This is a genomic window from Peptostreptococcus anaerobius VPI 4330 = DSM 2949 (genome assembly GCF_000381525.1).
GTDB lineage: Bacteria > Bacillota > Clostridia > Peptostreptococcales > Peptostreptococcaceae > Peptostreptococcus > Peptostreptococcus anaerobius.
Genome location: NZ_KB906606.1, coordinates 71,210 through 93,620, shown reverse-complemented (window position 1 = coordinate 93,620; position 22,411 = coordinate 71,210). Strand labels below are relative to the sequence as shown.

General features: G+C 36.1%; 16 protein-coding genes and 1 other RNA gene. 14 read left to right on the top strand and 3 right to left on the bottom strand.

From position 1 onward, the window contains the following. Window positions 1-36: 36 nt before the first annotated feature. From rimM to hemB, 4 genes are all read left to right on the top strand, one after another. Window positions 37-552: a ribosome maturation factor RimM gene (rimM, locus tag F823_RS0101115; RefSeq protein ID WP_002844570.1), complete on the top strand. Its 516-nt coding sequence runs from the start codon at window positions 37-39 to the stop codon at window positions 550-552. 36 nt (window positions 553-588) lie between these two features. Next, a complete protein-coding gene (gene trmD, locus F823_RS0101110; RefSeq protein ID WP_026333303.1) occupies window positions 589-1,347 on the top strand; it encodes a tRNA (guanosine(37)-N1)-methyltransferase TrmD in 759 nt (252 codons plus the stop codon). A gap of 488 nt (window positions 1,348-1,835) precedes the next feature. Further along, window positions 1,836-2,990: a CD0519/CD1768 family membrane protein gene (locus F823_RS0101105; RefSeq protein WP_002843461.1), complete on the top strand. Its 1,155-nt coding sequence runs from the start codon at window positions 1,836-1,838 to the stop codon at window positions 2,988-2,990. Between the two features lie 270 nt (window positions 2,991-3,260). After that, the gene (gene hemB, locus F823_RS0101100; RefSeq protein ID WP_002846546.1) at window positions 3,261-4,226 is read left to right on the top strand and encodes a porphobilinogen synthase; all 966 of its coding nucleotides are present in this window, start codon (window positions 3,261-3,263) and stop codon (window positions 4,224-4,226) included. A 127-nt stretch (window positions 4,227-4,353) separates the two neighbouring features. Here the strand turns inward: hemB and F823_RS0101095 are convergent, their stop codons facing one another. Both F823_RS0101095 and F823_RS0101090 read right to left on the bottom strand, forming a co-directional pair. Then, complete coding sequence (locus F823_RS0101095; RefSeq protein ID WP_019595275.1) at window positions 4,354-5,043, bottom strand: threonine/serine exporter family protein; 690 nt, start codon at window positions 5,041-5,043, stop codon at window positions 4,354-4,356. 1 nt (window position 5,044) lies between these two features. Next, window positions 5,045-5,821 (bottom strand): threonine/serine exporter family protein, encoded by a 777-nt coding sequence (locus F823_RS0101090; RefSeq protein WP_002843455.1) that lies wholly within the window; start codon window positions 5,819-5,821, stop codon window positions 5,045-5,047. A 244-nt stretch (window positions 5,822-6,065) separates the two neighbouring features. Here F823_RS0101090 and F823_RS0101085 point away from each other — a divergent pair, with 244 nt between their 5' ends. The 10 genes from F823_RS0101085 (at window position 6,066) to F823_RS0101045 (ending at window position 22,264) form a co-directional block, all read left to right on the top strand. Continuing rightward, window positions 6,066-7,685: a cell wall-binding repeat-containing protein gene (locus F823_RS0101085; protein ID WP_019595274.1), complete on the top strand. Its 1,620-nt coding sequence runs from the start codon at window positions 6,066-6,068 to the stop codon at window positions 7,683-7,685. A gap of 477 nt (window positions 7,686-8,162) precedes the next feature. Beyond that, window positions 8,163-8,702, top strand: a complete 540-nt coding sequence (locus F823_RS0101080; protein ID WP_026333301.1) for a helix-turn-helix domain-containing protein — start codon at window positions 8,163-8,165, stop codon at window positions 8,700-8,702. Window positions 8,703-8,722: 20 nt separating this feature from the next. Beyond that, a complete protein-coding gene (potA, locus tag F823_RS0101075; RefSeq protein ID WP_019595272.1) occupies window positions 8,723-9,766 on the top strand; it encodes a spermidine/putrescine ABC transporter ATP-binding protein in 1,044 nt (347 codons plus the stop codon). Between the two features lie 2 nt (window positions 9,767-9,768). Beyond that, window positions 9,769-10,638 carry an ABC transporter permease gene (locus F823_RS0101070; protein ID WP_019595271.1) on the top strand — a complete coding sequence of 290 codons (870 nt, stop codon included), beginning with the start codon at window positions 9,769-9,771 and terminating at the stop codon, window positions 10,636-10,638. Window positions 10,639-10,684: 46 nt separating this feature from the next. Continuing rightward, entirely contained in the window at window positions 10,685-11,464 is a 780-nt protein-coding gene (locus tag F823_RS0101065) for an ABC transporter permease (protein WP_002846538.1), read from the top strand. A 12-nt stretch (window positions 11,465-11,476) separates the two neighbouring features. Then, complete coding sequence (locus F823_RS0101060) at window positions 11,477-12,535, top strand: ABC transporter substrate-binding protein (RefSeq protein WP_002846537.1); 1,059 nt, start codon at window positions 11,477-11,479, stop codon at window positions 12,533-12,535. A 119-nt stretch (window positions 12,536-12,654) separates the two neighbouring features. Next, window positions 12,655-13,431: a glycoside hydrolase family 73 protein gene (locus F823_RS0101055; protein ID WP_002846535.1), complete on the top strand. Its 777-nt coding sequence runs from the start codon at window positions 12,655-12,657 to the stop codon at window positions 13,429-13,431. Between the two features lie 44 nt (window positions 13,432-13,475). After that, window positions 13,476-13,807, top strand: an RNA gene (gene rnpB, locus F823_RS10740) — RNase P RNA component class A. Between the two features lie 523 nt (window positions 13,808-14,330). Next, a complete protein-coding gene (locus F823_RS0101050) occupies window positions 14,331-19,244 on the top strand; it encodes a hypothetical protein (RefSeq protein WP_019595270.1) in 4,914 nt (1,637 codons plus the stop codon). A gap of 89 nt (window positions 19,245-19,333) precedes the next feature. Then, on the top strand, window positions 19,334-22,264 hold the full coding sequence (locus F823_RS0101045; protein ID WP_019595269.1) for a hypothetical protein: 2,931 nt from the start codon (window positions 19,334-19,336) through the stop codon (window positions 22,262-22,264). Here F823_RS0101045 and F823_RS10810 read toward each other — a convergent pair. Next, window positions 22,248-22,411: transposase (locus F823_RS10810; protein ID WP_207636116.1), on the bottom strand; the 164-nt coding region annotated here is incomplete at its 5' end. The two genes, F823_RS0101045 and F823_RS10810, sit on opposite strands and share 17 nt — an antisense overlap.

The following is a 22,411-nucleotide window of genomic DNA, read 5'->3' as shown; positions in this document are numbered from 1 at the left end:
TATAAAAGGTTATTATATAATTAATGAGGAAAAGTTATGAGTAAAGATATAGAATATTTTAGAATAGGCAAGTTTGTTACAACTAGAGGTCTAAAGGGTGATCTTAAGGTATATTCATATACAGATAATATAGATAGGTTCAAAGAATTGGATTACTTCTATATAGGAAAAGATAGAACTAAAAAGTACCAGGTAGAAAAAACAAGTAAAATCAGCAATGACATGGTAGTTATAAAGATTAAAAGTTATGACACCATAGAATCTGTCCAGGCCTTTATACAGAAAGACTTATATGTAGATAGGTCAAATACTTATGAACTAGATGATGATGAAATGTTGATTGTAGACATGATAGGTATGAAGGTTGAAACAGTAGACGGAGAATATATAGGTGAGTTAAAAGAAGTTCTTCAATATTCAGCAAATGATGTATACATTGTAAAAGGAAGCGACAAGGAGTTTTTAATACCGGCAACATATGAAATAGTGCCGAAAATAGATAAGGAAGCTAGGATAATCAAGGTAAAGCCAATACCAGGACTACTTGATTAATTAAGCTATGTAAATAAAAGAAAAGAGGTGTGGGATATAAGAATAAATGTTATGACACTATTCCCTGATATGATATACTCTTATGTTGGTGAAAGTATTATAAAAAGAGCCGTTGAAAAAGAAATATTGGATATAAAGGCTTATAATATTAGGGACTATTCAGAAAATAAGCATAAAAAAGTTGACGATTATCCCTTTGGTGGAGGTGCAGGTATGGTCATGACTCCTCAGCCAATATACTCCACATATGAGAAGATAATGGAAGATATGGATGAGTTAGGTTTAAATTCTGATACAAACAAAAAAAGCAGACTCATATACCTATCTCCCAAGGGAAGGACTTTTGATCAGAATATGGCAAAAGAACTAGCTAGTGAAGAGAGTATAACATTTTTATGTGGCCACTACGAGGGAGTAGACCAAAGAATAATAGACCTTATTGTGACAGACGAGGTGTCTATAGGTGACTATGTTTTGACGGGGGGAGAACTTCCTGCGCTAGTGATGATAGATTCTATTGCAAGATTGATACCAGGTGTTCTTAACAAACAGGAGTCCTTTGAAGATGAGACATTTGAACATAATTTATTGGAATATCCACAGTATACAAGACCTAGGGAATTTATGGGATTGGAAGTTCCACCTATAGTTATATCAGGTGACCATAAAAAAGTTGATGAGTGGAGACTAGAGGAGTCTAAAAAGATAACTAAGAAAAGAAGAAAAGATCTTTGGCAGGAGTACTGCAGACAGGAAGCCTTATTGTCATCCCAAAATAAAAAGAAGAAAAAATAGGTTAAGACTTGTATTCAATACAGGTCTTTTTCTTTTTTATATGGAATCTTATTTTGTTTTATATGGTAGATTTTTTATGATTCTGCCAAAGAATATATATTAAATAAGAGTTAGAAAATAAAATTAATATGAAATTTTATGACTTATAATTGCAAGATATAGATATTGATTTTATTTATAAGAATATGGAATAAAATTGAATATTGCTTTAAAAACTAAAGTAATCATGATTAATGTTTTTTGAAAATTTGATAATATATATATTTGAGGTGATTAAAAAAGATTTTCTTGTCTATAATTTATAACAAGTATACGTCTGAAAAATGAATAATATCTTGCAAAATACAAAGATATACTTTAAATTTTAAGTATTTATCAATGTTTTTTAAATAATATATTGCATTTTTTATTAATCTAGGTTATAATATGAACAAGTAGTAATATGACAAGTTAATAAAATAACCTAATATGAAAGGAAGGTATTGATTATGAACGGACGGAAAAAAGTTAAAGCTATAAGTTTAGAGACGTTTGTTTTCCTAGCAATATTCATTGGTGGTTTTGCTTGGATTGGTCACGTTATGGGCGTAGGGCTTATGTTTAAGACAATGATGGCAACAGCTCATGATTTATTATTACAGACCGTATTCTTTATTATGGCTATGGCCGTTATAGCAGGAGCTATAAGTGGCTTACTGTCAGAGTTCGGTGCGATATCACTGATCAATAAGATATTTGCTCCTTTGATGAAGCCTATATGGGGACTTCCAGGTGCAAGTATAACAGGAGTAGTAGCAACATATCTATCAGATAATCCAGCTATTATACCTTTTGCGAAAGACCAGAGTTTCACTCAATATTTTAAGAAATATCAAGTTCCAGCATTGTGTAACCTTGGTACATCTTTCGGAATGGGTTTAATAGTAACAACATTTATGATTGCACAGGGAGACCAGTTTATAGCTCCAGCATTGATTGGTAATCTTGGTGCTATCGTTGGTTCTGTAATAAGTGTTAGACTAATGTTGATGCAGACCAAAAAGTTCTATGCGGACAAGGCCTTCGATCCATTTGATGAATCTATGTCATCTGAAGATATGGAAAATCATGTAGAGTCTAGATATGTCAGAGATGGAAGTATGTTCCAGAGAATTCTTGATGCCTTATTAGAGGGTGGAAAGAATGGTGTTGACATGGGTATGGCTATCATACCAGGTGTCCTAATAGTTTGTACATTCGTTATGATGCTAACATTTGGTCCTGGAAAGAATGGATATACAGGTGCTGCATATGAGGGTGTAAAGTTTCTTCCTTACCTAGGACAGAAGATAAGTTTTATAATTGAGCCATTATTTGGATTTAAGTCTCCAGAAGCAATAGCATTCCCAATAACAGCATTGGGTGCAGTTGGAGCAGCCATTTCACTTGTACCAGAGTTTATAAAGAGTGGTGCAATAACTCCAAATGACATAGCAGTATTTACAGCTATGGGTATGTGTTGGTCAGGATACCTAAGTACTCATATAGGTATGATGGACGCCTTAGGGACTAGAGAACTAGCAGGTAAGGCAATAATATCACATACTATTGGTGGATTGGCAGCAGGTATATTTGCCCACCTTGTATTCATGATGGTAGTATAAATACTATAAAAATATTATAAAACTAGTAAAAAATATAGTATAGAATTTAGTAAAAAAGATATAATAAAAAAATAATAATAGTAATTAGGTAATTAGCAGATAATTTAACTACTTGATTTAAACGAGGGCTTAGCTCTCGTTTTTTTCGTCTTAAAAATCTTCATTATTGAGACACTCTATTTAATTAAATTAAAAAAATGACAACTTGTGTATGTTATTTTAAAGTGTTATAATGTTATAGGTATAATATAAAAGGAAAGAAGTGTGATTATGAAAAGAACAAGAAGATTAAGAAAAACAGGGATTATAAGAGATTTAGTAAGAGAAACTAGACTTAGCATGAAGGAGTTGGTCTATCCAATATTTGTGATTGAAGGTCAGGATATAAGGAGAGAAATACCTAGTATGCCAGATGTTTACCATGTATCAATAGACAGACTAGATGAGGAGATACAGGATATATTGAATCACGATATACAGAACATTATGATTTTTGGTGTTACTGATAAGAAGGATTCATGTGCTACAGAAGCTTTTGTAGAGGATGGTATAGTACAAAGAGCAGTTAGAAGGGTAAAGGAAATAACAGATCGATTAACAGTAATAACTGACGTATGCATGTGTGAGTACACTGACCATGGTCACTGTGGTATTCTTGACAAGGATGGATATGTAAATAATGATGCTACTCTAAAGTATCTTCAGAAAGTTGCCCTAAGTCATGCACAAGCAGGTGCTGATATGGTAGCTCCATCTGATATGATGGATGGAAGGGTAGCAGCGATTAGGGAAATACTAGATGAAAATGGCTTTGTCAATATTCCAATAATGGCCTATAGCGCTAAGTATGCATCAAGTTTTTATGGACCTTTTAGGGATGCGGCAGATTCTGCACCATCATTTGGAGACAGAAAACAGTACCAGATGGACCCAGCCAACTATAGGGAAGCGATGCTTGAATGCGAGCTAGATATAGAAGAAGGCGCAGATATGATAATGGTAAAACCAGCCCTTGCTTATTTGGATGTAATAAAGGGGGCAAAAGAAAGATTTGGTGTTCCAGTTGTTGCATATAATGTAAGTGGTGAGTATTCAATGGTTAAATTTGCTGTGAGACAGGGATTATTAAATGAAGAAGCAATATATGAGAGTGTCCAGTCTATAAAAAGAGCTGGAGCTGACATAATAATTACCTACTTTGCAAAGGACCTTAAAAAGTATATAGATAGATACTAAAATATATAATATTTTAAAAGGGTAACTAAAAAAGTCTTAACCCATAAGTGATTTTTTACCCAAAAGCAAAAATGCTAAATTTCAACCTTTTATACTGTTGAATTTAGCATTTTTTATTTTATAAGATTTATGAGTCTGAATCTTGCTTATTTTTAATATCACTTGTTTTTTCAGATTCATCACAAATGATTTCTTCTTCTACAAAGCTATTTTCTGGCTTGGACTTGCATTTATCTTCTTCAATATCCTCCAGATTCATACTGTTGAGCTGGTCGTTCATCTCAGCCTTGTTGAGTACATAGGTGTTGTTGGTTCTTATTTTACCTATGTTTACCCAACTGATATACTTGTTAGAATCGTTGCTAGAGAAGGCCTTCTTTAGCTTGTATATATTGAACATTCTAGACAAGGATGCGACTACAAGTATGCCCAGTGATATTCCTATACTGACGATTATAGCTCTAGTTCCAGTACTTGCAGCTAACTCGTACTTTTTTTGGATTGTGTACAATACCGTATTGTATAGACTGATACCAGGAACCAATGGTAGTATACCAGGAATAATGATTACAATAGCAGGTTGCTTTAGTAATCTAGCAAAAATCTCTGATGATACTGCTATAAATATAGCTGCTGTAAATGCATATACTAGTGGATTATCGAAATGAACCGACATCACAAGGTATATTATCCATCCAACTCCACCTACAACTGATGATGGTAGGAGCAGTTTTTTAGGTGCATTAAAAAATATTGAAAAACCACAAGTTGCCATAGCAGCAAATAGAAAATGTTCCCAAATTGGTATATCCATCATTTTACACACCTCCTATTCCAAGAACTAAGGCTACACCTGAAGCTATGGCCGTTATTATCATAAGAACCTCAAATATACGAGCGGTACCAGACATTAAATTACCAGATATCAAATCTCTCATAGACTTGATAAAGGCAACACCTGGAAGTAAAGGCATTATAGAACCAACTATTAGAGCTGTTGGTTGGTCTATAAAACCTAAGTGGTAGAACAAAACACCCATTACAGTTATTATTATAGTAGATAGCATAGTTGAGAACATGACAATAGAACTGTATTTAAGAGTTTTGTCATATACATAAGTTGCTATTACTGAAGTTATAGCTGTTAAAATAAATGTATTTATTTGATTACCACCTAGTGTAGCTGCAAAGCCTGCAGAGCCTAGACCTGTCCCTAAAAAATACATTGAAGTAGGGTATGCCTTTAGCTGGTCTATTCTACGGAGTTCTTTTATTTCTTCTTCCATATCGGGATCTACCTTATTGACAAACTCTCTTGAAAAATTGTTTAAAATAGAAAGCTTATTTAGGTTTATTGACCTCGTTACAATTGTCTTCATAAAACATAGACCGTCAAATTTGTCGTCTGAAACTATTATTACGGTCGGAGTAGTAAAGCAATTTATATGGTTGTATCCTCTAGATTTGCATATTCTTAGGACACTGTCCTCAACCCTGTAGGTTTCAGCACCGTTTTTAATCAAGAGCTCTCCTAAGAATAGGGCAAGTTTTAAGGTTTGCATTTTGTAATCTTTATCTTCTAATCTGTTTTTCAAAACTTACCTCCATTTGTAATCTTTATCTTCTAATCTGTGTTTTAAAACTTATCTTCATAATAAATAAAATTCTCACCAAGACTATCATACAACAAGGTGGTGAAAATGTATAGGAAAATTTAATATTTTATACTAACTTTATATTTAATTGTATTATTCAAACAATTAACTCAAATTATCTTTTTTTGAAACAACTTGCAATATGTGGTATAATAATAAGATATTAATATAGGGGAGGGATACTATGAAAAAAAATATTAGTATAGTATTATCAGCTACAATGTTTTTAAGTGGTCTAGGTTATTCAAGTGTTTTTGCAGATGATGTTACCTTGGAGATAGAGCCTGAGTTAAACCCATCAGCTATAAAACTCGTTGAATCAACAGGTGCTGTGAATAAAGACCAAGAACCTGATTATACAAAGCCGATAGCAATAGAAAAGTTCAATGATATTGAGGCTAAATTGAAGCAAGATTTTAAGAAAGATGTTTCTATACAAAATATAATCAGCGGGACAGATACAGTTACTAGTGGTAGGCTAAATAAGGCCGTAGACCTCGCTGTATATCGTATTACTGATAAAGAATATGCTGAATCAAAAGCAGTCTTGACTTCAGATAAATTAGTGACTGACAGTAGGTTCAAGATAAGTAATGAAGATGGCTCATATACGATTCCTCTTAAGGATGTAGACTTAAAGCCTGGAGACCACCTAGTCACTTGTATTTCTTACAGGTTTAAATATGATAATACAGGAAAAATAGAAACAAAGACATATTTAGTCAACACTGAGTTTGTTAGCGTGAACTCAATAAAGGCAAAGGTTGGAGAAAAGGTAAATGCAAAAGATGCAATAGTGGGACTTCCTAAAGATGCTAATATTGAGAATATATCTATAGCTGATACTTCAACAGAGGGTAATAAAGAAGCTAAGATAAGGGTTACATATCAGGGCCTATCAAGAGACTTCGTTATACCTGTTATAGTTTCAGACTCTACTAGTGCAGTAGTTGATCCAAATTCAAAGAGAATAAGCGGTACAAATAGGTATGAAACAAACCTAGAGTCCATTAAAAACAGCTTTAAAATGGGTCTTACAAAAACAGTTATAATAGCTTCAGGAGAAAACTTTGCAGATCCACTTTCAGCAGGACCATTAGCTATGAAGAAAAATGCTCCGATCGTATTTTCAACAAAGACAGGCCTAAAGCCAGAAGCTGTCAAACTTATAAAAGACCTTGGAGCCAAGGAAGCTATAATAGTAGGTGGTACAAATTCTGTTCCTGAGCTTGTTAAAAACCAGCTTGCAAGGTTGAATGTTAGAAGGATAGCAGGAGCTAATAGGTACCTAACTTCCAAGATGCTTTTAAATGAATTTGGACCTTCAAAACATATAATTTTTGCAGATGGTAGAGATTTTGCAGACGCACTTTCAGCTACACCTCTTGCTAAAAAATTGAACGCTCCTATACTATTAGTTGACAAGGAAGACAAGGTGCCTAAGGTTCTTGCCTACCATGACGCATATATAGTAGGTGGAGCCCATTCAGTAAGTCCAGCTATTGAAGCGAATATCAAGTCTAAAATGCCTGGAAAGAATTTATACAGAACCTTTGGTAAAAACAGGGAACAGACATCAGCTATTGTAGCTGAAATTGTAAAATATGATGTTCATATACTTGCCAATGGAAGGGTATTTGCCGATGCACTAAGCTCAGTTAACTTATTGAATGATGGTGGAAAAACTCTTTTATTAGTTGATAAGAATGCTATGAGTCATCAGGTAAAAAATACTATAAATGGCAAATTGAACTATATTATAGGTGGAACTAATGCTATAACAAAAGACTTATTAGGATATTAATTTTATAGAAACATAGATATAAAAAAGACTGGATTTTTTCCAGTCTTTTTTTATAAGTTTATGCTAGATAAAATAAAAGAAAGCTAGTATATAAAGAAAGCTAGTATATAAAGAAAGCTAGTATATAAAGAAAGCTAGTATATAAAGAAAACTAGTATATAAAGAAAACTAGTATATAAAGAAAGCTAGTATATGATGAACACCTTAAAAATAAAGGTTAATACCAAGGTAAAAATTACGAAATTCAGTCTTGCAAAATCTTAACTCAACCTTTATAATAGATATTGTTTAATAAAAATAAACTAATAGTTTAGTAAAAAGTAACCAATGCATTATTAAACTAAAAGTTTAGTAGATGAAAACTCTACTTTGGAAAATAGATACAAAGTCTTGTCTAACAAGGACTACATGATAGGGCTTATGATAGTAATTAACTTATATTATGCTAGGATAGGAGGGGCTCTAAGGGCGATTAATATGGATATTGGTGAAAAAATCAAAAGACTTAGGACTGGGAAACAACTGACCCAGGAGGAGTTGGCTAATAGGTGTGAGCTGTCAAAGGGATTTATATCTCAGGTAGAAAATAACCTGACATCTCCGTCCATAGCAACTCTTATAGATATATTGGAGATACTTGGAACTAATTTAAAGGAGTTTTTCTCAGAAGACTTAAATGAAAAAATAACATTCAAGCAGGATGATATGTTTGAGGTTGAAGATGAAGACCTAGGCTACACATTTAGGTGGTTGGTCCCAAATTCACAGAAGAATGACATGGAGCCTGTAATGGTTGAGATAATGCCAGGAGGAAGGTACAAGGAAGAAAAACCCCACGAAGGTGAGGAGTTTGGATATGTCATTAAGGGTACAGTGACCCTATATATGGGAGACAAAAAATACAAGGTTAAAAAGGGTGAGAGCTTTTACTATAAGGCAAGGGCTAATCACTATATTACAAATGAGGGCAAGACACCAGTAGCAATGGTATGGGTCAGCAGTCCTCCATCATTTTAAATAGATAAGAGGTGTATATATTGAATAATAAACTAATAGAACTAAAAAATATATCAAAGACTTACGATGACAATACGGTTTTAGACGACTTTAACCTAACGATAAATGAAAATGAATTTTTGACATTACTTGGACCAAGTGGATGTGGAAAGACTACACTACTAAAGATAATAGGTGGTTTTGAATTTGCTGATGAAGGTGATGTTTATTTTGGTGGTTATAGGGTGAATAATGCCCCTCCATACCAGAGAAACATCAATACAGTATTCCAGAAGTATGCCTTGTTCCCACATATGAATGTATATGAGAATGTGGCATTCGGTCTTAAGATCAAGAAGATGGACAAGAAGGCCATAGATGACAAGGTAAAGGAGATGCTTAGCATGGTATCCCTAGCTGGCTTTGAGAACAGGTCTATAGCCTCACTTTCAGGTGGCCAGCAGCAGAGAGTTGCTATTGCCCGTGCCCTTGTAAACGAACCTAAGGTACTTCTTTTGGACGAGCCTCTTGCAGCCCTTGACCTAAAGCTAAGACAGGAAATGCAGAGCGAGCTTAAGAAGATCCAGAAAAAGCTTGGTATAACATTTATTTTCGTAACACATGACCAGGAAGAGGCCCTAAGTATGAGTGATACTGTGGTTGTAATTCACAAGGGTGTGATCCAGCAGATAGGTACTCCAGTTGATATATACAATGAACCAGAAAATGCCTTTGTAGCCAACTTTATAGGTGAATCAAATATAATCGACGGAATTATGCATGATGACTTCGACGTTGAATTCTCAGATACTAGGTTTGTCTGTGTTGACAAGGGCTTTGAAAAGGGTCAGGCAGTAGACGTTGTAGTAAGACCTGAGGATATAATAATGGTCAAGGAAGACGAGGGTATGATATCTGGTACAGTTCGTTCATCCACATTTAAGGGTGTTCATTATGAACTAGAGGTAGAAGAAAACAGCAGGATGTGGCTCTTACAGAACACTAAGACTGCACCAATAGGTTCTAGGTTAGGTATGATAATTAATCCTGAGGATATACATATCATGCACAAAAGCGAGGTGTAGTAATGAAGGCCGATAACAAGACAAACACAGAATTTGAGATAAAGGAGTCTAGGCTAGCATATCCCTATGCAGTGTGGGCTACAATATTTATAGTAATACCACTTATATTGGTAGTCTACTATTCTTTTACTAGAAAAACAGATGATGGTGGTGTACTATTCACATTGGCTAACTACAGGGACGTATTTGACCCATTGTTTTTCAAGGTATTTGTTAGGTCCTTTGTAATATCAGGCCTAGCTACAATTGCCTGTATTATAATAGGCTATCCTGTTGCCTATATAATATCTAGGATGAGCACTTCAAAGAGCGCCAACCTGATTATATTATTTATACTTCCTATGTGGATGAACTTCCTTCTTAGGACTTATGCATGGATAGCTATATTGGGTAAGAATGGTCTATTGAATAGTGTTTTGGCATTCTTTGGTGTGCATCCAAACTCAATACTATATACTAGCTCTGCAGTTTTGTTGGGCATGGTATACAATTTCTTGCCATTTATGGTCCTTCCTATATATACATCACTACAGAAGATGGATAAGGACCTTATAAATGCAGCCAAGGACCTAGGAGCGAGTGGATTTACGGTATTTAAAAAGGTTGTTTTCCCACTTAGTATACCGGGCGTTATGAGTGGCATAACTATGGTATTTATGCCTTGTGTTACAACATTTGCAATATCTAGACTACTAGGTGGTGGTAAGACTATGCTAGTAGGTGACTTGATAGAACAGCAGTTTACAACAGTTGGTGATTGGAACTTCGGCTCATCGCTTTCTATTGTTATGATGATAATAATACTAGTGTCTATGGCTATCATGAACAAGGTAGACAAGGACGGATCGGAAGGAGGAGATTACTATATTTAACAAGACTAATAAACTACCGAGATTAAATAGTAAGAGTAGGGAATTTATGCAAAATGTATACTTGGTGCTTGTATTTATATTCTTATATGCACCTATAGCAGCCCTTATAATATTCTCCTTCAACGACTCAAAGTCTATGGGTCACTTAAATGGATTTACACTTAAGTGGTATGCGGCATTATTTAAAAATGGTTCAATACTTAGTGCCTTATATTATACAGTTACAATAGCAATACTTGCATCTGTTATATCTACAATATTCGGTACAATATCATCTATAGGTATATACAAGATGAGGGGCAAGATGAAAAAGGCTATACTGAATATCAACTACCTACCTGTTTTAAATACAGAAATAGTAACAGGTGTGGCCATCATGTCCCTGTTTACATTTTTAAATATGAACTTTGGTTACAAGACTATGTTAATATCTCACATAATGTTCTGTACACCATATGTTATAATGTCTGTCCTACCTAAGTTAAGACAGCTGCCAGAGAACACTCAGAATGCAGCCATGGACTTGGGCGCTACACCTTGGTATGCTATCAGAAAGATAATCATACCACAGATAAGACCAGGAGTGATATCAGGATTTCTAATGGCATTTACAATGTCAATAGATGACTTTATAATATCATTCTTCAATACAGGCAACGGTGTAAGCAACCTTTCTATAGAGATATACGGTATGGCAAGGCGTGGTATAAAGCCAGAAATAAACGCCCTATCTACACTGATGTTTGGTACAGTTATGATACTTTTGATACTTTCAAACAAGAAGGACTCAGTTATCAAGAACAATATAATCAACAGGGGCAAGTAGGAGGTAGTAAATATGAATATTAAAAAGATAATAAAGAGCATTTCTATCCTATCCCTTTCTTTGATTATGGGAATTAACATGACCGGATGTGGGGCTGGCAAGGATTCTAGCAAGGTATTAAATGTTTATAATGTAGGAGACTATATTGATGAGTCCTTGATTGATGAGTTTGAAGAGCAGACAGGTATCAAGGTCCAGTATTCAACATATGACACTAATGAGATGATGTACCAGAAAGTAAAGAGTGGAAGCACAAAATATGACCTAGTATTTCCTTCAGACTATATGATCCAGAAGATGAGTAGAGAAGGCCTACTAAAGAAGATAAACTTCAATAATATACCCAACTACAAGTACATAGACAAGGAATTTAGAAATGTCAAGTACGATCCTACAAATGAGTACTCAGTGCCTTATATGTGGGGAACTCTAGGCATAGTATACAACAAGTCTATGGTCAAAGATCCTGTAGATTCATGGGACATACTATGGAATGACAAATACAGGAGAAATATACTGATGTTCGATTCAGTAAGGGATACAATCGGTGTGTCTTTAAAAAGACTTGGATTTTCCATGAACTCCGTAAATAGGATGGAGCTGAGGGATGCAAAAAGAGAGCTTATAAAACAAAAACCAAAGCTACTTGCATATGTAAATGATGATGGCAAGGACAGGATGGTTGCTGGAGAAGCTGCCCTAGGTATATTCTACTCAGGAGATGTAGGAATGATGAAGGAAGAAAATCCTGACCTAGAATATGTCCTACCTAAAGAAGGATCTAATATATGGACAGATGGAATATGTATACCGAAGACTGCTGATAATGAAGAATGGGCAGAGGCCTTTATAAATTTCTTATGTGATCCTGATGTAGCAGCCAGAAATACTGAATACATAGCATATTCTACCCCTATAACAGAAGCTAGGAAAAAACTGCCTGAAGAGATGAGAAATGACCCTACTCTTTATCCAGATAAGAAGTTGTTGGAAAAATGTGAAGCCTTTTTAGACCTTGAAAAAAATATCAAGCTATATGACAAGGCATGGATTGAAATAAAGAGTAACTAAAGAATAGTATGAGATAATAAAAATAGAACCACCCTAGGATGCATTACTTAGAATGTTATTTATGGGTGGTATATTTTTAGTAATTTGAATAATAGATTCTAAAGGATAGGGGGTGTGTGATGGTCAAACTAGGCAAGTCTAATACTAGAACAAGGACTAAAAAAGGAACAAGAAATAAGCAAACAGCAAATAAGCAACCAACAAAAAAACAAACAGCAAATAAGCAAACAACAAAAAAACAGGCAAAGAAGTACACTAAGAATTATACATATAAAAAGAAAAAAACTACTAGACCAAAAAGAAAGTGGTTTTGGAAGATTATTATCTTGCTAGTATTGATATCGACATTATACACAGCCAAGTCTGTTTTTGAATTTGTTGAATACCAATCAAGTCAAAGTGGATATACAATGTCCGGTCAAGACTTTATAGACAAGGTAGATGATATAGCCATAGTTGAGTATAGAAAATCAGGCATCCTACCATCCATCACTGTAGCTCAGGCAATACTTGAGTCGAATTGGGGTAGGTCAAAACTTACACAGGATGCAAACAACCTATTTGGTATCAAGGCGGATTCTTCTTGGTGGGGAAGTAGTGTGACCTTTTCTACGGGAGAATATTATAATTCTAAGGTTAATGCCAAGTTCAGAAAGTACAGGTCATGGAAACATTCTATAGAAGACCATACGGATTTTTTGGTCAAGAACAAGAGGTACGAAAGGGCAGGTATATTTGATAAAAAAGATTATAAGTCACAGGCCCAGGCCCTTGAAGATGCAGGCTATGCTACTACAGAGGACAAGAACGGTAACAAGATATATGCAGATAAGTTGATAAGACTTATAGAGAGGTACAATCTATACAAATTAGATGATAAGGTGCTAGTATACTAAAAAAATCTTTATTTTTGTACATATATATGTTACACTATATTAGTTAAGTATAGCAGATGATCGCAGGTAGCAATACGTGAGGAAAGTCGGAGCTCCATAGAGCAGGGTGCTAGGTAACGCCTAGTGAGAGCGATCTTAAGGATAGTGCAACAGAAATAAACCGCCCATTGGGTAAGGATGGAAAGGCGAGGTAAGAGCTCACCAGCATATAGGTGACTATATGGCTATGTAAACCCCACCTGGTGCAAGGCCAAGTTAGGAACAAGAGATGTTGCTCGCATCTCCCGGTAGGTAGGCCGCTTGAACCTATTGGTGACAATAGGTCTAGAAAGATGATCATCTAATACAGAACTCCGCTTATAGCTATGCTTAATACTAAAAAATAGAAGTCAAAGGCTCATTTGATTAGGGATTTTAGAAAAACTGATTTAGAGAGTCTTTAGGTGGCAAGAGAAAAGGCTGTGAGTTTAAATGCTAGCAGCCTTTTTTGAGTCTATGTAAAAGGTCTGTATAATTATAAGTCCTTCTATGGTAAAATTATTATCATAGGAGGACTTTTGCTATGGGAAGGACAAAAATTGTACAAATTATATTGCAATTTTGTAATTGAAATAAACTAACAATATGATATAATATAGTTAGATGCGAAGATATGTTTTCAATATGAATAATACATTCTTTCTTCTTATGCAAGATTAAGAAGGTGGCTAACTTGTGACAAAATTTTTTTATAAGCAATTAAAACAACCACCGGCTAAAGTAGTGTACTGAAGATAGATACACGCTATCACTTTAGCACATTACAAGGCAGTAATTCAACTGTCTTAGTTAAAGAACAACTTTAACTAAAATGGAAGTCCAACCATAAAAATGGACAAACAAAAAAGAAAGGAGATATTATGAAGAAATTCAGTGATAGTAGTTTAAAAAGAGTTTTATCTTTACTACTAGCAATCGTAATGATGATAGGCCTTGTGCCTACAAATGCTTTAGCAGAAGTCGAACCAGCCAACTGGGTAGAAGACGTTGAAACAGCGAGATACTGGCCAATTCCTCACCAAGGTAGACTGGTAAAAGTATCTCACGCAGAACCATTAAAAAACCCATCCCTTAGATACATCGGGGGGTACACGAGACCGGACGGTAGAGAAGTCATCAGACTAGCTTTCTCAGCCTACTCAACAGCAACTTCTGCTGTTTGGGAGAGAATGATTTTAAAACCGGATCATAATCTAGAAGGGTTGATCGACTGGACAGAGTCTGGTATGGGTAAAAAACTACCTACACAAGGTAAGAATAACCACGACGGCTGGGCTTACAACGAAGAATTCATTAAGTTTCAACCTGTATCTGCCCAACAAGGCGGTTCAGGTGACTTACATGTTATGGATATCGCTCGTGGCGGAACATTTACAGTAAATACAGGAACTGTAGGTACCCACTACGAAGTACCCATCGATTTGGTAATGAAAAAGGACCAAACGGTTAAAAAACTGGATAAAAACCCCCTAATCCAAATGCGATTAATGGATAGCAATTACGAAAGTATATACTCTACGACTATATCTGAAAATGCAGAGGTTCCATATTCGTCTTACACTATGTCTACTTTTGTTCCTGTTAGAGTGAATCTTAAGCAAGGAATTATAAATACAGACGTAGTACGTAACTATGAAAATGTCTTCCAATCATCTTCTTCTTATATCAAATATAACGAAGAAAAGGGCTACTTCGATGTTTATATGAGAAGAACGCAAGGTACCGTAGGTTCTGTTGCTGACGTCGGTGGTTCTATGAACTCTGGTAGCTCTGAAAATAGGGGCGACTATGGCTTTATGCAATCCTTTGATGAGAGCCTGATCGACATCCTCAAACCTCAAGATGAGTCCGGAACTGTTATTCAACTATTCTCTGCAGACAGTAATGACAATTTGCACTATCCATCTACAGACCCGACAGTTCCAAAGCCTGCCAACAGAATAGACTACTCAAAAGATCAAATTGAAAGAAGAAATGGCGTCGGTATTGTTAAGTATTCAAGCAATGATCCTAATAAAACTTTCTTACCTGGAGGACCTACCCTAACAGGATACGGAAACTCTACCGTTGTCAGGTACTTTGTTGACAAGGACAAACTAAAAGAAAAATTCGGATCCAGCGATATTATTTCTTACGAATTCTTCTCCACACTATTTGCTACTAATAAAACAGGTGTCGAAGAGTTCAAGTCAGTTACAAGAAATGAAGACATCAACCTAAAGCGTGGCGACACTATCGATATACGCTTTGATGGTAGACGTGACCTGATCACTTATGGTACTTTTGACACACAAGGTTCATTCATACAAATCGGAGACGACCAATACAAAATAAGTCTTAGAACTACAGAAGATAAGGCTAAGTATGTTGGTGGAACTGGTAACTACATGCGTAAAATGACAGTCTGGGTTCCATTCGATATCAAGATTAAAAAGGATACTCCACTTACTATCTTCTCAAGAAAGACTAAGTTACAAGAAGTATCACCTGGTATGACGGTTACATTTAACTACTCTGCCCAAGACGATTCAGGAAGTAAAGTGACAAAACAAAAAACATACAGATTTGAAAGAGAATTTTCAAAACCTGGATATACAATGAATGATAAGGGAGAAGTCTTCTTTGAAGGCAAGAAGGTTAATGATCCACAAAACACCCTATTTAAGGATAACCACGACCCACTAATGTCGTCACGTCAAGAAAACTTTGATGGTGGTATCTTAACAAGAACTGCGGACGCACCGGATATTGACGAGATCTTTACAGACTCAGAACATCTAACAGGACGTTCAAAATACGACAGGGTTTTTGTATATCCATACGATGCAGACAAGAGGGAAGTTAAAACAGCAAAGAGACTGGGAACTATCCAAGCATCAGACCAAAAAATCGAAATGAATGTCAACGGCGATGATGTACAAGGATTTGAATGGACATCAGCAACAAATGACGCAGACCACAAGATAAACCCAGACTATTGGGCAACTAAGGACATGCCTCTTTACTTTACCAACCAAGACGTCTTATCCAACTCTCTTGAAAGTAAAGATCCTGTAATGGAACAAGTTCAAGCCAAGGTAACTTTCAACCTAAACGGTGGTACCCTTGGACAAAGTGTTCTATCTTATAAGGGTGTAGATAAAGGCCAAAAAGTGGGTACAGAACATGCGTATATAACTGATAGAACTAACCAACAAGAAGAAGTTGTCCGTATAGCACCGATGAACGTGAAATTTGCCAATGTAGAAGGCTATGTAGCGAACGGTTTTGAAGGTGAGAATGTTAAGTTAGCAGACCACAACGGCAAGAAATTTGAAGAAAATATTGTAGCATTATCAAGTGCAATTGCAAGAGCATCAGGTGAACAGAAGACAAAACTTCAAGGTGAATTAGAAAGAACTAAAAAAGCTTTAGAGCTTAGAAAGTTTGTAGCGGAATCGCCAAAAGTTTCAGGTAAGACCTTCCTAGGTTGGACAACTAAGCCTTTAACAGGCACACCACAAGAAGTAACTGAAGCTTTTACAAAGCTAAAAGTAGCAGATTCAGTAGACAAGTATCTGAGTGGAGACAACTTAATCTTTACAAGCACTTCACCGATTACTAAGAACATGACTGTTTACGCAGCTTATGGTTCACCACTTGTAAATTTCCACACAAATCCACCAGCTGGATTGAAAGGTAAAACTGACGAAACTGTAACTCAATCACTAACAGAACAAAACCTTACAGACCGTTCAGTTCGTCTACAAAAGAACTGGTCAGATCCTAAGTTCAAGATGGATGGATACTCACTAGTAGGTTATTCAACAGATCCTAATGCAGATATACCTGATGAAAACAAAACAGGAACTGGCGTGAACGTTGACAACTACCTACGTGATGGAGACCAATTCCCACTAACAGCCGACCAAGTTAGAGATGGTGTAGACCTATATGCAGTTTGGAGGAAGAACTACCACGTAGACGTTGAAAAAGTTTGGGACCAAGGAACAGACAAAGACAAGAATATCGGCAAGCTATCAGTTGGACTTTTAGCTAGACCAGCAGTAGGAGCAGCAGGTTTTGAAATTGTAGATCAAAATGCAGTTTATAGACCAGTACCGGGATCAGTGCAAGCTTTAACAAGCGCAACTCCAAAAACTGGCAAAATAAACTGGAACGACCTACCTTCCTATGACGAAGCAGGTCACAGAATGTCATATATCGCAGTAGAGCTTACAGATTCAACAAAAGCTTTATTTGAAAAGGGTAGCATAAACTACAAAGACTATGGTGCAACTATAGTAAACACTAACCAAAACCAAGGTAAAGGCGGCTATAAGGCACAACTTGTAAACACAGACGGTGTAGACGCCATGTCAGCAGCTACAATGCGTAGCCACTATACAAAAGATGGAAAACTTATCAATCCTAATGATGATAAGACTATGAAATACTTCGACACTTACGGTTATTCCATCAAACTTACGAACTCTAAGGTAGATGTTCAACCACCTACAATTGATCCGATTAAGTATGATGCTACACAAGTAGTTGTTAGAAAAGTTGGAAATCCAAGTAAGATTGTAACAACCCTACCAAATGGTCAAACAGTAACAGTTGTTAAGCATGATAACGGTAGCTATGTATTTGACCAAGTCAACAGTACTTTCACAGAAACTGTAAAAGTAGACGCTAACGGCGTAATCACTATTCAAACTGGCCAAATGCAAGCAGGACAAATAGTTAAGGCTCAACAATTTAAAGTAATTGGAGAAGCGGAAACTCCATCTTCAACAACAGAGGCCAAAGTTGAAGCACAACCAGTTTCGCATAAAGTTGAAGAAAAAGAACAACTTCCAAAAGATAAAGATGGAAACTCAGTTGTAGAATTCAACGTACCAAACCATCCACTTCTACCACCTAAGGAAGGATCAAAATATACTTTAGGTTACTTTGAAGGAGAAGACGAAAACAAAAAATTCGTTCCACTGGCACCAGTAGATGCTAAGGGCAATATCGCTCCAGTTGTTCTAGACAAAGATATGGTTTCTGACGACAGTACAGAAGTTAAGAAGCAAATCTTAATACCGGAAAGTAAATTCGGCGAGATCAACAAATTGAAAGAAAAAGGAATTGAGCTTGTTATCCAATCTGATGAAGCAGGCAAGAAGCCTAACTACTCAGACGGATTTACTCTAGACTTAACAGCTCCAACAGCTGATGCAAAAACTAAAGAAGACATGTGGAGACGTTGGGCAAATGTAGACCTATCTAACTTCAAAGAAGACACAAAAGTTATCGTTGTTAAGTACAAGAACAATGCAGGTACTCAAATCCTACGTCTACAAAACGAAGCAGAATTAAAAGCTACAATTGAAATGCTTAATAGAAATGGCTTTAAAGATGCTGACATTTCACTAGAAGATAGATTTGGAAACGCAACAGCACTTAATCCTAAATACGATCCAAGTAAGATTATCGACATCATGGTTCGTAAGGAACGTATCGGTAAAGACTTCGTTCAAGTAAGAGCCTATGAAGAAGGAGTAACTGTTACTGTAAGAATTTACAATGCAGCAGACCTTGAAGACGTTAGAACAAAAGCTGATGACTACCAAGCAAAGGCTAAGGTTACTACTCAAGCAACTGTAGGTAAGAAATATCAAAAGATTATGCTTAAAGACCCTCAAGGTAAACCTTACAAACTACAAGCCGGTGAAATTATTGAAATCATCGGTACTAATAAAACAGGTGCATATACTAACCCTTATGCAAAAGTATTAGGACAATAATATATTTGCAACAATTAACAAAACATATAACTAAACACTAAATTTAGGGGAGCTAACCCCTCCCCGATTTAAACCTGAAAGGAGGAAAAATGAACAATCAAATCAAAAGATTACTAACCATGCTTTTGACTCTGTTCATGATCATAACATCCTTTCCACTGAATGCATTCGCTGCACAAACGGAAACGAATGTTAGGAATGAAATCACAGATATAAGAACTGTGGGAGACAAGCAGGTTATTAATCTAGGTAATGTAAGAGGAGAAAAACCGCAACTAAGATTTCTCTCAAGAAGTGTTAGATTTTTTGGAGCAACCCCCACACAAGCTCGCTCTTCCAGCGAAACTGTAGCCCAAAAAGTTGAAATTAATCTAGAAACCCTAGGCCTAAACCTTGGAGGTAATGAATTTGATCCTTCAGCATTAACTGAAGCAGGTTCATTTGATGTAAAGATTACTTTCAAAGAATTAGGCGGAACAAGAACTGAAACAAGAACGATGACCTTCCAAGCGGGAGAAATTAAAAAGACTGAAACTTTTTATCTTCCAAAGGACTTTGGTAATGGAAATGTTGAAGCAGAAATTCCTGTGCTTAAGGACAATATAGCCCTAAGAGTTTATGTAGGAGCTACAGGTACAACAAACTTCAACTTGGGTAAAGACATGACTTATAAATTTGAGTTAACTCAAATCATACACCCAGTCATTGGTTTAAAAGTTGTAGACCCATATGGTAAAGAACTTAAAGAAAACATTAATCAAGACTTAGGATTAAAGCTTGCTTTAGAAAAAGAGCATGATTTTGACCTACCAGCAAATACAAAGACTTTAAATATTAGAACACTTACAGACTTTGCAGACAATAATATTGAGGACTTAAACTATGCCGAAGACAATCTGGCATTAAGTCTTACAACACAACTTGACGCAAAGAATAAACTAAAAGTTGGCGACAAGACTTATAAGCTAAACAAAATCACTTATAACGCCCTAGGCCAAGAAGTTGAAATCAATGGTCAAAAGAAAAAAGTTGGTGGCTACATTGAATTTGCTACACAACCTAAGATCATCGTTCCAACACCAGACGATAGTGGCAACCTACCAAAGACACCAGATGGATACAAACGTCTAAGCTTCCACGCTGAAACAAGTGCAAACGCCCAAGACGGTAGATTTGAGAATGGTGAAAAGCTTAAAGTAATAGATGTCCTAGAAGGCACAGAATATACTGACACAGACCTTCAAAATCAAATAAAAGGAATTGGACAACCAACTCCTATTATTTATGGAAGGAAAGACGACAACAAAAAGTTCTTAAAGTGGAAGCCAGAACTTCCTACAAAAGGACCAGTAGCAGACACAGAGTTTAGACCAGTTTACCTTGCAGATGGTGGAGAAATCACACCAGGTGAAAAACTTCCAGATGGAGTATTCGAAGTTAAGGTAATCAAGGACGATACCATTGCAAAAGATGATTTATATGGTAAATCCTACGGAGTCTTCCAAGGATCAAAACTTGCTAGGGACAAGTTCCCAGATCTAGTAGCTGAAAAAGGTCACCAAAATCCAAAGTGGACTACAGAAGCTGAAGATTCAGCAACTGGTATGGTTGACATTGCAAAACCTTGGACAAAGGTAATTACAAAGGCAACAACATTCAAGGCAACAGCTGCAGAAAAAGCAGCCACTAAAATTGGTAAAGATGGACTTAAGGCAGTAGATACTACAGCCCTACAAGGCCAAGAACTAGATGAAAAATTCTGGCACAAGGGTGTTGAACTTGCAGACAACACGCCTGCTGATAAGAAAAATGCCTTTGCAGCACTTCTTAAAGATGCAACAGTTACTGATATAACAAATCCTGCAAGAACAACTGCAGAAGCAGGAGATAAAGTAGGTACACTACTAGTAACATTCAAAGACGGTTCAACACTAGAAGTTCCAAACCAAAAACTTATTGTTAAGCCAAATACAGTAAAAGTAGAACTTGATAAAGATGCTCAAGGAGCAGAAAAACCTCTAAGAGATGGAGATACAACAGTTAAGGGTAAAATCTCAGCATCTTCCAATTCTGATAAATTCCCAGTAAGCTTAGACGGTGCACTTGTAACTATCAAAAAAGGCGATACAGTCCTAAGTAGAACACTTGCTAAAGCAGATGGTTCCTTCGTAGCAGGGGTAAAAGACCCACTAGTTGCAGGAGAAAACATCAGCGTAGTAGTAACTCTACCAGAGTCAAAGACAGAATCAACACCAGTTACTGAAAAAGTACAGCTAAACCCAGACAAACTTAACTCAATCATCCCAACAGGTGAAGCAGTAGTTAAGAATCTTGAAGGTAAGAAGGGTGTTGACCAAACAAAAGTTGCTACACTAAAAGCAGCTATACAAAAAGCATATGATGACTTAGTTGTGAAAGCTCCACAAGGTAAAAAACAAAAAGACCAAAAAGCTAAATCAACTGTAACAGTTGACGCAGATGGACAAAAATCATTAGATAATCAATATGAAGCTATCAAAAAAGCTATCGAAGAGTTAAGAGGAAATTCTGCACCTATAGTTAATGGTACTACAAGCCACAAAGAAATCTTTAAAGGTGATACCCTTAACTTAGAAGATGGCATTACAGTTACAGATAAAGATTCAACTGAAAAAGTATCTGATATTGCACAAGTTGACAATAAAGATTTCACTTATAAAGTTGAAAAGATTGAAAAAGATACTAGAACTGAAATAACTAAAGAAAATCTAGCAAAGATTAACCAAACACCAGGCACTTACGAAGTAACTTATACTGCAAAAGATAAATCTGGAGCAGAAGGTAAATTTGTAATGACACTAGTTGTTAAAGAACCAGTTGTAGAAATCATGACCACCCGTCCAACGGGTGGTTTGCACACGGGCTATAAGCCCAAGGGTTACCGGCCAGCGTCTAAAGGCGCTGGCTTTCACTCTGTTCAAGCTCGGCCTTTGACTCGTCGCTACCCTTTAAAGGGTATTTGTATTACTTGCCATCCCTAAAGGGATCTTCATACTCCTTGACACTTAATTTGTCCAAAGCTATATCGTGTCTTTCCTGTTCCTGAATATATTTCCTTATTGTTGCCTCATTTAATCCCACAGTACTTACATAATATCCTTCAGACCAAAAGTGTCTATTTCCAAATT